The sequence below is a fragment of the Flavobacterium okayamense genome, assembly GCF_019702945.1.
Taxonomy (GTDB): domain Bacteria; phylum Bacteroidota; class Bacteroidia; order Flavobacteriales; family Flavobacteriaceae; genus Flavobacterium; species Flavobacterium okayamense.
Genome location: NZ_AP024749.1, coordinates 642,801 through 657,193 on the forward strand (window position 1 = coordinate 642,801; position 14,393 = coordinate 657,193).

The following is a 14,393-nucleotide window of genomic DNA, read 5'->3' on the forward strand; positions in this document are numbered from 1 at the left end:
ATACTAAATAAATGTTTTGTTTGTAAAATCTTACGAAAGATACCTTCTAATCAAATTAGAAGTTGATGAATCATGGTTTTTAACTTCTTTAGATTCAATATCACTTAGAATCGAATTTGCAAGTTCTTTACCAAGTTCAACTCCCCATTGGTCATAACTAAAGATGTTCCAAATAATACCTTGTACAAAAATCTTATGTTCGTATAAGGCAATTAATGAGCCTAAAGTTTCTGGTGTTAAAGATTCGATTAGAATTGTATTTGTTGGTTTATTTCCTTGGAAAACTTTAAAAGGTAAAAGATAGTCAGCAAATTCGCCAGAAATACCTTTCTTCTCAAATTCTGTTTTAACTTGAGCTTCTGTTTTACCCATCAATAAAGCTTCTGTTTGTGCAAAAAAGTTTGACATTAGCTTATCGTGATGATCTTTATTTTGGTAAAGAGAATTTTTAAATCCAATAAAGTCGGTAGGAATTAATTTTGTGCCTTGATGAATTAATTGGAAAAATGCATGTTGAGAATTTGTTCCTGGTTCTCCCCAAATAATTGTACCCGTTTGATAATTTGTAATATTTCCATCCCTACCTACACTCTTACCATTACTCTCCATAATACCTTGTTGAAGATAAGGTGCTAATTTTTGTAAGTATTGTGTATAAGGAATTAAAGCTTCTGTTTCCGCTCCAAAAAAGTTATTGTACCAAATACTTAATAAAGCTAGTACAACCGGAATGTTATTTTCAAACTTCTCATTTCTAAAATGAGTATCCATTTGGTTAGCCCCAAAAAGTAATTTATCGAAATTATTAAACCCAACTGCTAATGCAATAGATAAACCAACTGCACTCCATAAAGAAAACCTTCCTCCAACCCAATCCCACATTGGAAAGATATTGTTTTCAGCAATACCAAATTCGGTAACTTTTTGAATATTTGTTGAAACAGCAACAAAGTGTTTAGCTACATCTTCTTGTTTTGCCGATTGTAAAAACCAACTTCTGATTGTTTGAGCATTTGACAAGGTTTCTTGTGTTGTAAATGTTTTAGATACAATTACAAAAAGTGTCGTTTCAGGATTTATTTTCTTTATTACTTCATTTACGTGGTCGCCATCTACATTTGATACGAAATGAACATTTAAATGATTCTTGTAAAATTGAAGTGATTCCACAACCATTGCAGGGCCTAAATCTGAGCCACCAATACCAATATTAACCACATCTGTAAATGGCTTTCCGGTAAATCCTTTTGACGAACTAGAAATAATATTGTTTGAAAAGGCTTTAATTTTATCTTTCACAGCATAAATTTCAGGTATAACATTAACACCATCAACCAAAACTACGTCTTCTTTATTTGCTCGTAAAGCTGTGTGAAGTACTGCTCTATCTTCAGTTTGATTTATTTTAGCCCCTGAAAAATACAATTCAATGGCTTCTTTTAAATTCATCTCATTTGCTAATGATAAAAGCAAATCAAGTGTTTTTTCAGAAATTTTATTTTTTGAATAGTCTACAAAGAATTTATTCCATTCTATAGAGAATTTTTCTGCACGAGTTGCGTCATTTTGAAACAATTCTTGCATTTTGACCGATTGCATCTCTTCAATGAAATGTTCACGAAGCTTTTGCCAGGCTAATGTTCCCGATGGATTTTGGTTATTTAGTTTCATCCTTGTTAAACTTTAGTTTTATTATGCTGTCTAATTCTTTCTTTAATGGCTTAATGTATTCTAAGTATCTTAACCTTTCATTTTCTGGTAATGGTTCTGCATTAGGCAAGTTTTGTCTGAAAGGATCTACTTGAACTCCATTTTTCCAAAAACGATAACATACATGAGGCCCTGTTGCTAAACCGGTACTACCAACTTTACCAATTACTTGACCTTGTGTTACATGCTGACCTTGTTTTACCAAAATTTTAGACATGTGTAGATATTGTGTAGAGTATGTTCCATTATGGCGAACTTTAACATAGTTACCATTCCCAGCTGTATAACCAGCTCTTTCAACAACTCCACTAGCCGTTGTTTTAATTGGAGTTCCTGTTGGTGCAGCATAGTCTGTACCATTATGTGCTTTCCATCTTTTTTGAACGGGATGAAACCTTCTACCAGAAAAACGAGATGAAATTCTAAAATAATCTAGTGGTGCTTTCAAAAACATGCTCTTTAATGCTTTACCTTCTTCATTATAGTATTGAGCAACTTTTTGAGAAGCATCTGATTTAAATGGAAATGCGAAGAAATCTTTACCCCGATGCTGAAAATAAGTAGATTCAACTTTTTCAATTCCAGCATAAATTGAATCATCTATAAATTTTTCATATAATGTTACGGCAAACTTGTCCCCTTTTTGAATTCGAAAGAAGTCAATTGAAAAAGCATAAACTCCGGCTAACTTCGGAGCTAAACCAGCACTAACACCTGCTTTATCTAAGGTTTCAGACAATGAACCTTCTATTTCGGCAGCAATTGTTCTTTTACGAATAGTTGTCGGTTTTGATTTATTAACAACTTGTACAGAATCTCTTAAATCAATTACAGTATAGTCGATATTGTTCTTAACGTATACAAATGCTTTAAGGTTATTTGTATTGTCTTTATCAAAAAATAAAATGTATGGTTTACCTGCTTTAATTCCCCTTAAATTGAAAGAATCTTTTACTTTTTCAGTTAGTTGATGAACATTCATGCTATCTGGCAAAATATAATTTTGTAAGATTGTCCCGAAAGTATCTCCAGATTTTATTGTATCGTTAACTACATGAAAATTATTATAAACAAACCCATAGTTTTTAAATATGGGTTCTTTAGGTAGGTCTAAATTAGTTTGTTCTTCTTTTTTGTCGGCTTTTTTATCGCAAGAGATAAAAAATATAATCGTGGTTAGTATAGCTAATAGGTATTTCAATTCAATTCGATTTTATTCTTAAACATTTTCTCCCCAATTGTCAAACTCTTCTTTTGTCCATAATTCTGGAAAAAAGATACGTTTTTGATACTTTGGCAACATGTATTTCTTCCAGTCACTTCCTCCTGTTGCTTCTCCTGTACCCGTTTTGTCACTTTCAATATACTTTTTTGCAGCATTAAAATGGCCCATTACCCAAGTTATGTTTACCGTTTTGTCATAATGACGCATTGCTTCAACTAATTCAGGATTTTTTTGATCTGATTCTGGTAATTGCTTGAATTTTCTCCAAATATTTATGGTATTATATTCTTCCATAAAATCTAGAAATTCCTTTTTGTATTTCTTTTCAAACTGTTGAATTAAATAAGACTTTTCTCCTGTTTTGTAATCTTTTCCAGCAGCTTGCCAATACAAGTGTTCAAAAGCATGTTCATAAGGAGTATTTCTATCAATTGTTGCTCTAAAACGATAATCAATAAGATTAATTAAATCTGTAGAAGCAAATTCTATTAAACGATATTGTGCACTTTGAAAACCACTAGCTGGTGTTAATGTATGACGAAATTTTAAGTATTGTTCGGTTTCCATTCCATCCATCATTATGGTGAATGAAGTAGTTAGCATGTCGAAATAACGGCTAATTCGACCTAGCTTTTCAGTAAAATATGCTGTTGAAGGAACTTCAGTATGACACAACTGATCTATTTCCCACAAAATCATTTTAAACAATAACTCATTTACCTGATGATACATGATAAAAACCATTTCATCAGGTAATGTAGTCCTTTGTATTTGTAAATTTAGTAAAGCATCTGTTTGAATATAATCCCAATAGGTAATTGGTTTTGACCATAAAAGACCCTCAAGATGAGTTTCAGTATTTTGATTTATTCCCTTGAATTTTTCTTCAAGCTTTTCGATTTGGTTTTGATACTTTACTCCGGTTTCCATTTAGTTTGCTATTACTTTAAAAGAATTCTTTAATCCTTTAAAAGCTTCAAGATCTGCCTTAAGTGAACCTACGGCTAAACTCGCTTTCAAACGTATCGGAATTCTATTATCATCATCTGATATCCAAACAGTTAAACTCTCTTCTTCTTTAAAAACTCTACCTGCTTGAACGTATGGTCTAAATACCATACATGAAATTTTACCAAATTTAGTACTTATATTTTCTCGACCAATGAATTTTAACTTAAACTTGGTAGTTTCATCATCAAAAAACATATCAATACTTACTGACTCACCAACTTGAAGTTTATCTATTCCTGGGTAATTTCTCAAATAATAAAATGAAGAAACAATATCTTGAACGTTTTCTGGGACTGAAAATGTTTTTTCTGTTTGTTTTTTATAGTCTTTAACTAAAACCGTGTTTTTGTCTTGATTAAAAAAACCTTCTTGATTTTTAGTATACCCACCTTCATCAATTTTTCTTAAAAATTGATACGGCTTACCTGTTTCTTTATCAAAAAAACTTTGATAGTCATCTTGAACTTTAAAAAACATTTTGGTCATTCCGGTTGTCCAACCTTTACCTACAACATGATGAACCTTTTTATTATTTCTAGTTGCCTCTTTAATTTCTAAAGTAGCATAACCTGCATTAACAAAACCATAATGAATTCTTAGTTTAATCCACTCACCTGTAGTAAAGGTTTCGCTTTGCTTTGAAACAAAGGAGTTTGTACTGATAAATACAATAAGAAGTAATGCTATTTTTTTCATAATAAATTCCTTTTTGAAGGTATAAGTACAATTTCCATTCCAAAAATAGTAAACAAAAAAACCCAGCCAAAATAAATGACCAGGTTTTTATGCTATTAACCAACCAAAAACTATAAATTATGAAAACTTATAAGCAAAATGAGAGAATTATTTTCCTTTCAATTTGCGAGTGCAAAAGTATTATGATTTTTGAATTATTTTCAACAAAAAATTAACTTTAACACTTTTAACACAATAAATGTTTTTTTTAAGGCAGTTTTATTAAATATTATTCAACTATTTGAGATATTTATAATGTTCCTCTCAATTCTTGTTCTCTTTCAATTGACTCAAAAAGCGCTTTAAAATTACCTGCACCAAAGCCTTTTGCACCCATTCTTTGAATAATTTCAAAGAAAAGTGTAGGACGATCTTCTACTGGTTTAGTGAAAATTTGTAATAAATAGCCTTCTTCATCAGCATCAATCATGATTCCTAATTTTTGCAATTCATTAATATCCTCTTTAAATTTAGACATGTGATCTTTCAATCTTTCAGGAATTGCATCATAATAAGCCTGAGGAGGCGTACTTAAAAATTCAACACCTCTAGCGCGCATATCTGTAACTGTTTTAATAATATCATCCGTTGCAACCGCAATGTGCTGAACACCTTCGTCTTCGTAGAAATCTAAATATTCTTCAATTTGAGAACGTTTTTTACCATTTGCAGGCTCATTAATAGGGAATTTAATACGTCCATTTCCGTTTGACATAACTTTAGACATCAATGCCGAATATTCGGTAGTAATTTGCTTATCGTCAAAAGAAAGGAAGTTTACAAATCCCATTACATCTTCAAACCATTTAACAGCTTCATTCATTCTATTCCAACCCGTGTTACCTACCATATGGTCGATAAACTTTAATCCAACAGGTTCTGGATTATAATCTGATTTCCACTCGTTATAACCTGGCATGAAAATACCGTTATAATTCTTACGTTCAACAAAAACAAAAACAGTTTCACCATAAGCGCCATAAATTCCTGCACGAACAACTTCACCATTTTCATCTTTTTCAACCATTGGTTCAAAATAAGATTTAGCTCCACGCTTTGTCGTTTCTTCGTATGATTTACATGCATCTTCTACCCAAAGTGCAATTACTTTTACACCATCACCATGCTTCTTTACATGTTCTCCAATTGGGGAATTACTATTTAAAGCAGTGGTTAAAACTAAACGAATTTTATCTTGTTTTAACACATAAGATGCTCTGTCCTTAACACCAGTTTCTAATCCTGCATAGGCTAATGATTGAAAACCAAATGCTGTTTTATAAAAATGAGCGGCTTGTTTTGCATTACCTACATAGAACTCAACATAGTCTGTTCCTAATAAAGGCAAAAAGTCTTGCGCTCCTTCAAATATTTTTTCTAAACCGTATTCTACTGATTTTATTTCTGTACTCATGATTTTATTTTTTTTGGTATAAATACCTTGTTGTGTTTGTGTAATTAATCTTCTAACCAAGATTGGTAATATTTTTCATCTGCAATTTTCATCGCTTCTTCAGTAACCATTAATGGCTTGAATGTATCTACCATTACAGCTAATTCCAAAGTTTCTTTCTTACCAATACTTCTTTCCGTTGCACCTGGATGCGGTCCATGTGGAATTCCTGCTGGATGTAACGAAATATGACCTGCTTCAATATCATTTCGACTCATAAAATCTCCATCTACATAATACAATACCTCATCGCTATCAATATTACTATGATTGTATGGTGCAGGAATCGATTCTGGATGATAATCATATAATCGAGGAACAAATGAACAAATTACAAAAGCATCTGTTTCAAATGTTTGATGAATAGGTGGTGGAAGATGGATTCTTCCTGTTATTGGTTCAAAATCGTGAATTGAAAAAGCATATGGATAGTTATAACCATCATAACCTACAACGTCAAATGGATGTGATGCATAAACCATATCGATTATTTCGTCTTTCTTTTTGATTTTAATTAAAAACTCGCCTTTTTCGTTATGTGTTTCTAATTCTTCAGGTCGACGAATATCCCTTTCACAAAATGGTGAATGTTCTAGTAACTGACCAAACCAGTTACGATATCTTTTAGGTGTATATACAGGTCTGTGTGATTCTACAATAAATAAACGATTGTCTTCTGTATCAAAATCTATCTTATAAATCATTCCTCTAGGAATAACCAAGTAATCGCCATATTTGAAGTCTAAATTTCCTAACATGGTTCTAAGTTTACCTGTTCCTTTGTGAATGAAAATTACTTCATCAGAATCTGTGTTTTTATAAAAATATTCTGTTGTTGACTTTTTTGGCGCTGCCAAAACGATATGACAATCAGAATTAGTTAAAACGATTTTTCTACTTTCTAAAAAATCATCTTGTGGTGGCACCTGAAAACCTCTTAATCGATAGGATTGAATGTTGTTTTCTTTTGCAATCTTAGGCGCAACCGAATACTGTCCCTTAATTTCCTTAACCATTGTAGGACGATATTCATGATACATATTGGTTGACATACCATCAAAACCTATTGTACCAAATAATTGCTCATAATATAAATCTCCGTTTTCTTTACGGAATTGAATATGACGCTTGTGGGGAATTTTTCCAAGTTTATGATAAATTGGCATAATTTCAATTTTTAATTAAACAATGTTAAAATGTAGCAAATGAATGTTACATTGAATAATTGACAAATTGACTTACTCACTCAGGATTTCTCTTGATGAGGAATTTAAGATGTGCTAGTAAACCTTTCCAATTGGTTTTCATACTGTACAAATATCGGAAAAAAATTTGATTTTTTAAAACCAAAAACCAATTGCAAACCAAGTAAAATGATCATGGGTTTCTGGAGACCAAGAGTGTTTGATTTCTAAAGGACCTATTAAAGATTCAATACCATATCCTACTTGATAACCTGTGTATGTAGGTTTTGAAAACCATTCCTCAGTATTAGTGAAAATTTTATCACCAACATTCGCAAAGTTTCCTGATACATTTATATGATGCTTTTTAAAGATTTCATAATCTAATGTAACATCTCCTTTCACATAGCTATCACCAACTAAACCGATAAAATCGTAACCATAAAATGGCCTTAAATTATTTACTTGTGTAAAACCGTAACCTCCCAAGGCAAAGTCAAAAAAACCTACTGTATTCTCTCCAACATGAAAACCTCCTTCACATTGTAATTTAACCGTAAATTTTTCTAAAACATTTAAAGCAATACCCATATCTGCTTTTGCAAACAGAAAATTTTCATAATCATTATTATAGTCTGATGAGTAAACAAACGATTTTATTTCTCCATTAAAATTCCAACCTTTTTTTGGAAAATACTTTTTATCAAAAGAGTCAAATTTTGCATACCCAAAAAACGAAAGGTAATCGCTATCCTCAAAAACGGGTGTAATATTGGAAATCGTTTCAGATGTTATTCTCAAATGCTTCAATTCAATACCTGCTCCAATTGAAAATTTCTGAGCAAAAATAGTTTGTAGATATGCTTGGTTTGTCCAATCTAAATAATCAACATTTATTGATTTAATACCAAGATTAGAAAGTGTGATTCCGTTATTAAAATCATTAGGTACATTTTTATTAAATCTTTGTAATTTAGAGTTAACTCCAAAACTCCAATAAAAACCATTATCTATATAATAGTTAAGATTATATCTGATATTATCTCCTACAATTCCATCAAAAGAAAAAACATCATTCTTAGCCAAAATTCTTTTTTTAGTGTAATTAATCAAAACACTACTTTTGAACAACTCATCGTAATGTAAACCGAATCGTAAAAATGCTGTGTTTTCTTTTTCAGTTAATTTAATATATAAAACATCCTCTCCTTCACGAATTTCTTCAAAAGAGTAACTAATCGAGCTAAAATTTTGAGTCGCATTTAGATTGTTAATTCCTTTTTCTAAGTCTTTAAAACTAATTTTAGAATCCGCTTTAAATTTTAGTTTACCAATCACATATGAGCGAGTGTAATTTTTCATGGAATTAATAGCGATTTCCTTTACATAGATAGAGTCCTTTTGTTTCACTATTAGAGGTTCTCTTTTATAATTAGGCTCACTTAATCTAATCAAATCATTAATTACTTTTTTCGTGGCTTGTTCTCCTTTTGGAATTATCTCTTTCCCCTGATCAAATGACAAAACCGTATAACCTTGAATTTCTGGTTTTATGTAAATTGTTGTTAAAGCTCTCTTTTTCTCCATTTTTTCAATCATGGAAAAATTTGTGATTTGTACTAAAACACTAGTTGCTCCTTTTAATTCCTCTCTGTCTTTTAATCCGTCTTGTACATCTACACCAATAATTATATCTGCCCCTAATCTTTTAATTTCCTCAATAGGGTAATTATTTACAACACCCCCATCTACTAAAAGTTTTCCGTTAATCTCAATTGGATTGTAAAGTGATGGAATAGCACCACTCGCAATCATTGCTTGGGGCAAAATCCCTTTATTTAAAACCACCTCAGTTCCTTTTTCTACATCAGTTGCAATGCAAAAAAAAGGAATTGGTAATTCATCAAAATAATTAATGTGAGCAACATGTTTTGTTAACCTCGAAAGCAAGTTAAAGTTGTACATTCCTTTTGACAATGCAGTTGGTAATCCTAGCTTAAATTTATCAAAAGGAAGCGTGAACGCATAGATTTCATCATTTCTTTTTTCGTAAAAATTTTTGGAACCTCTAGGGACGTAATCTTGAACCAAGGCATCTGTATCAATATTTTGAAATATAGAATCTAATTGTTTACCGGAATAACCAGAAGCATATAAGCCCCCAATAATAGCACCCATACTTGTACCTCCAATGTAATCAATTTTTATTCCCAAAGAATCGATGACTTTCAGCACGCCAATGTGTGCCAAGCCTTTGGCTCCACCACCACTTAGTACGAGACCAATTTTTGGTTTTTGGTTTTCTTGGATAATTTCTTGTCCTAAGCTGATTTGGGTTAAAATTAGTAGGCTTATAAACAAGAATAGTTTCTTCATTATTTTTTTTGTTGTTGTATTGTTTTGTAAAAGTCGGAAATTTTTTTTGCTTTTGACACTCCCACGACCTCAGAAATTTCATTTTCTGATGCATTTTGCAACCTTTTAACACTTTTGAAATGTTTTAATAACGTAATCATGGTTTTTTCTCCTATTCCTGGAATCGTTTCTAAAGAAGTTTGAAGTGCCGATTTACTTCTTTTATCACGATGATGTGTAATTCCAAATCGGTGTGCTTCGTTACGTAAATGCTGAATAATTTTCAAGGTTTCCGATTTTTTATCTAAATATAACGGAATTGGATCTTCGGGATAAAACAATTCTTCTAAACGTTTTGCAATTCCTATAATAGCAATTTTTCCTCGTAACCCTAAATCATCTAAACTTTTTAAAGCCGATGATAATTGCCCTTTTCCTCCGTCAATGATAATTAATTGAGGTAAAGGCTCTTTTTCGTCGAGTAATCGTTTATATCTGCGATACACTACTTCTTCCATGGAAGCAAAATCGTTTGGTCCTTCTACCGTTTTTATATTGAAATGACGATAATCTTTTTTGCTTGGTTTTCCATCTTTAAAAACCACACATGCTGCAACCGGATTTGTTCCTTGAATATTAGAATTATCAAAACATTCAATATGGCGAGGTTCAATCGAAAGTCGTAAATCTTTCTTCATCTGCGCCATGATTCGATTCGCATGACGATCTGGGTCGACTATTTTAATCTGCTTTAATTGGTCTAAACGATAATGTTTCGCATTTCGAATCGATAAATCTAAAATTTGCTTTTTATCGCCTAACTTAGGAACCGTCACTTTTATATTTTCGCCTAAATCAACTTCAAAAGGAACAATGACTTCTTTAGAAAGTAAATTAAAACGTTCTCTTAATTCGACAATGGCCAATTCTAAAAGCTCTTCATCAGTTTCCTCTAATTTCTTTTTTAATTCTAATGTATGCGAACGAATAATTGCTCCATAAGAAATTTGCAAAAAGTTTATATACGCAATGGTTTCATCTGAAACTATTGAAAACACATCAACATTTGTAATCTTAGGGTTTAGAATAGTCGATTTTGCTTGATAATTCTCTAAAATTTCAATTTTTTCTTTAACTTTTTGTGCCTCTTCAAACTTCATTTCCATTGCCAAATCTTGCATCAATTGTTTAAAATCCTTTAAACTTTCTTTGAAATTTCCTTTTAGAATTTCACGAACAGCTTGAATTTGGTCTTGATAATTTTGCAAGGTTTGAAAACCTTCACATGGTCCTTTGCAATTTCCAATATGATACTCTAAACAAACTTTATATTTTCCGGAATCAATATTTGCTTTCGATAAATCGTAATTACAGGTTCGTAACGGATACAATTCTTTAATTAAATCGAGAAGTGTGTGAACGGTTTTTCCACTGGTATATGGCCCAAAATATTCCGAACCGTCTTTTATCATTCTTCTGGTTTGAAAAATTCGAGAAAACGGTTCGTTTTTTATACATATCCACGGATAACTTTTGTCATCTTTCAACAAAACATTGTACCGTGGTTGTAATTTTTTTATCAGATTATTCTCTAAAAGTAGCGCATCTGTTTCCGTAGGAACAACAATATGTTTTATCGAAACTATTTTCTTTACTAAAACTTTTGTCTTGTAATTATCGTGACTTTTGGTAAAATACGATTGCACTCTTTTTTTTAAATTTTTAGCTTTCCCAACATATAGAATTTTCCCATCTTTATCATAATATTGATAAACACCTGGACTATCGGGTAAAGTTTGAATTTGAAGTTCGAGTGGTGATTGCATTTTTTAAAAAAAGTATATAAAACAAAGATAAGAGAATTGTTTTTTTAATTGTCTATTTTTATACTTTTGGCAATATGAATGCTATAAAACCTTTACATCTTTTTGGCGAAACCATTTTAGCTGGCGAAAGCAAAACAATTTCTATGGAAATTGCAAAATTGCATACCATGAACAAATTAAAAGTTCCAATTATTGTAGAACGCTCTAAATTAGAAGGACCAATAGTTTTATTTTGCGCTGGTTTACATGGAGATGAAATTAACGGAACGGAAACCGTACGCCAAATCATTACCAAAAAAATAAACAAACCAAAAAAAGGAACTATTATTTGTATTCCTATCATTAATATTTTCGGATTTATTAATCAAACAAGAGAATTTCCAGATAAACGTGATTTAAATCGTGTTTTTCCTGGAAGTAAGACAGGCTCGTTAGCAAGTAGATTTGCCTATTATCTTGTTCATGAAATTTTACCAAACATAGATTACGTAATAGATTTTCATGCTGGCGGCGCCCAACGATTTAATGCTCCTCAAATTCGAATCGAGCAAGGCAATTCAGAATTAAAGAAATTAGCCGAAGCCTTTCATGCACCATTTACATTATACTCAAAAAACATTTCAGGTTCTTTTAGAAGTACATGCGATAAATTAGGTGTTAAAATGTTGCTTTTTGAAGGCGGAAAATCATTGGACTTGAATGAAGATATTACTCGTGAAGCTTTAGAAGGAACCAAACGCTTTTTAGAGCATTTAGACATGTTGAACTCCCGAAAAAAAGCAAGCGAGCCTAAACACACTTCTGTTTATATTGAAAAGTCGAATTGGTTACGCGCTAAATATTCGGGAATGTTTCATGGCATTGCAAAAGCAGGTTCATTTGTAAACAAAGGCGATTTATTAGCTACCATTTCCGATCCGTATGGAAAAGTAGAGCACAATGTAAAAGCACCACACGAAGGCTATTTAATCAACGTAAATCACGCACCTTTTGTATATCAAGGTGATGCTATTTTTCATATTTCAACACAATTGGAAACCTAACAAATATCATATTTAGAGATTTTCAAAATTGTAACTTTGCAAAAAAGATTAGGTATGCAATTTTGGAAAAAACTAACCCACGAACAACGCAAAAATAGAATTCAGCAAGCATTACATGAAAACGTAAACTTTTCTAACGATGCTTCTTTAGGTTATCCCGCTTCTAAATTAGATGGAAAAGTCTTTTATGATGATGCGCCATTTTTGAAAGATGCACCCACTTTACAAACCTATGTTGCCAATCCAAATAACATTGGTTGTCACACTTTTGGCACATCCGAAAAAGCATTTAGCGGAACACAAGATATCGAACGTGAAGTTTTAAATGTTTTAGCTGTTGATGTTTTCAAATTAAATGAAAACGAGTTTGATGGCTATATTGCTCCAGGTGGAACGGAAGCTAATATTCAAGCACTTTGGGTTTTTCGTAATTATTTCTTCAATAAGTATAATGCAAAACTTGACGAAATTGCCATTTTAGCATCAGAAGATACGCATTATTCTATTCCAAAAGGTTCTAATCTATTGCAAGTCGAATGGCTTTCTATTCCTGTCGATTTTAACACACGAGAAATCAACAAAGAAAAGTTAGATGAAATTATAGCTAATGCTATTTCAAAAGGTAAAAAATACTTTATGGCGGTAGCCAATATGGGAACGACAATGTTTGGTTCAGTTGATAATCCCGATGTATATACTGATGCCTTAGAAAAACACAATGCTATTTATAAACTGCACATTGATGGCGCTTATGGCGGATTTGTATATCCATTTAGCAATAAAGAATCGAAAATTAACTTTAGCAATCCAAAAATTAGTTCGATTACTATTGATGCGCATAAAATGTTACAAGCGCCTTACGGAACTGGAATTTTCATCTGCCGAAAAGGTTTAATTGAAAACGTATTGACTAAAGAAGCCGAATATGTAGAAGGAATGGATTTAACACTTTGTGGAAGTCGTTCTGGAGCTAATGCTGTTGCCGTTTGGATGATTTTATTTACTTATGGCCCGTATAGTTGGTATGAAAAAGTAAGCATTTTACAAATGCGTACTCATTTTTTATGTCGAGAACTTGACCAATTAGGTGTTTCTTATTTCCGTGAGCCCAATATGAATATCGTTACCATTCATGCTGAAAATATTCCAGAAGCAATTGCCGAAAAATACGATTTGGTTCCACAACAACATAACGAGCACAACAAATGGTATAAAATTGTCTTGATGGATCATGTAGAAATTGATCATTTAACTACCTTTATAGACGATTTGAAATTGGCTATAAATGAATAAGAAAACGTTAAGACAAAAGTATAAAGAGAAAAGGCAAAAGTTAAGTATAGAAGAAATTGAAGAAAAGAGTTTAGCTATAGCAAATAATTTACTTCAACTCAATATTTGGAATAAAACCTATTTCCATATTTTCTTGCCAATTGTTGAACAAAAAGAAGTCGATACTGAGTTTATTCTTCAAATTTTAGCAGGAAAAGATAAAGAAATTGTGATTTCGAAAAGTGATTTTGCAACTCGAGAAATGTTGCATTTCTTATTAACTGATAACACTAAAATTGTAAAAAACGAATACAACATTCCTGAACCTGTAAATGGTTTACCCGTTCCTGTTGAAATGATTGATGTCGTTTTTGTGCCGCTTTTAACGTATGACAAACAAGGTAATCGTGTAGGTTACGGAAAAGGGTTTTACGATAAATTTTTAAGTCAATGCAAACCAGATGTTATTAAAATTGGGTTGTCATTTTTTGAACCTGAAGAACAAATTGACGATGTTTTAGAAACCGATGTAAAATTGGATTTTTGTGTGACGGGTGAGAAAATTTTACAATTTTAATT

11 protein-coding genes are annotated in these 14,393 nt (G+C 31.7%); 3 read left to right on the top strand and 8 right to left on the bottom strand.

The genetic code is table 11. The features are described from left to right. Positions 1–30: 30 nt before the first annotated feature. The 8 genes from pgi to uvrC form a co-directional block, all read right to left on the bottom strand. Positions 31–1,671, bottom strand: a complete 1,641-nt coding sequence (gene pgi, locus KK2020170_RS02895; RefSeq protein WP_221259305.1) for a glucose-6-phosphate isomerase — start codon at positions 1,669–1,671, stop codon at positions 31–33. Further along, positions 1,658–2,911, bottom strand: a complete 1,254-nt coding sequence (locus tag KK2020170_RS02900; protein ID WP_221259306.1) for a M23 family metallopeptidase — start codon at positions 2,909–2,911, stop codon at positions 1,658–1,660. Before KK2020170_RS02900 ends, pgi begins: the two co-directional genes overlap by 14 nt. A gap of 18 nt (positions 2,912–2,929) precedes the next feature. After that, complete coding sequence (locus KK2020170_RS02905) at positions 2,930–3,865, bottom strand: tryptophan 2,3-dioxygenase family protein (protein WP_221259307.1); 936 nt, start codon at positions 3,863–3,865, stop codon at positions 2,930–2,932. Further along, the gene (locus KK2020170_RS02910; protein WP_221259308.1) at positions 3,866–4,642 is read right to left on the bottom strand and encodes a DUF3108 domain-containing protein; all 777 of its coding nucleotides are present in this window, start codon (positions 4,640–4,642) and stop codon (positions 3,866–3,868) included. It abuts the gene before it with no gap. Between the two features lie 289 nt (positions 4,643–4,931). Then, complete coding sequence (gene hppD, locus KK2020170_RS02915; RefSeq protein WP_221259309.1) at positions 4,932–6,095, bottom strand: 4-hydroxyphenylpyruvate dioxygenase; 1,164 nt, start codon at positions 6,093–6,095, stop codon at positions 4,932–4,934. Between the two features lie 44 nt (positions 6,096–6,139). Further along, positions 6,140–7,300 carry a homogentisate 1,2-dioxygenase gene (locus tag KK2020170_RS02920; protein WP_221259310.1) on the bottom strand — a complete coding sequence of 387 codons (1,161 nt, stop codon included), beginning with the start codon at positions 7,298–7,300 and terminating at the stop codon, positions 6,140–6,142. Between the two features lie 174 nt (positions 7,301–7,474). Beyond that, a complete protein-coding gene (locus KK2020170_RS02925) occupies positions 7,475–9,694 on the bottom strand; it encodes a patatin-like phospholipase family protein (RefSeq protein WP_221259311.1) in 2,220 nt (739 codons plus the stop codon). Then, complete coding sequence (uvrC, locus tag KK2020170_RS02930) at positions 9,694–11,499, bottom strand: excinuclease ABC subunit UvrC (RefSeq protein ID WP_221259312.1); 1,806 nt, start codon at positions 11,497–11,499, stop codon at positions 9,694–9,696. Before uvrC ends, KK2020170_RS02925 begins: the two co-directional genes overlap by 1 nt. A 74-nt stretch (positions 11,500–11,573) precedes the next feature. Here uvrC and KK2020170_RS02935 point away from each other — a divergent pair, with 74 nt between their 5' ends. From KK2020170_RS02935 to KK2020170_RS02945, 3 genes are read left to right on the top strand one after another with little or no spacing between them, the layout of a single operon-like run. Then, positions 11,574–12,542 carry a succinylglutamate desuccinylase/aspartoacylase family protein gene (locus KK2020170_RS02935; protein WP_221259313.1) on the top strand — a complete coding sequence of 323 codons (969 nt, stop codon included), beginning with the start codon at positions 11,574–11,576 and terminating at the stop codon, positions 12,540–12,542. A gap of 54 nt (positions 12,543–12,596) precedes the next feature. Beyond that, complete coding sequence (locus KK2020170_RS02940) at positions 12,597–13,835, top strand: pyridoxal-dependent decarboxylase (protein ID WP_221259314.1); 1,239 nt, start codon at positions 12,597–12,599, stop codon at positions 13,833–13,835. Next, the gene (locus tag KK2020170_RS02945; RefSeq protein WP_221259315.1) at positions 13,828–14,391 is read left to right on the top strand and encodes a 5-formyltetrahydrofolate cyclo-ligase; all 564 of its coding nucleotides are present in this window, start codon (positions 13,828–13,830) and stop codon (positions 14,389–14,391) included. Before KK2020170_RS02940 ends, KK2020170_RS02945 begins: the two co-directional genes overlap by 8 nt. Positions 14,392–14,393: the final 2 nt, after the last annotated feature.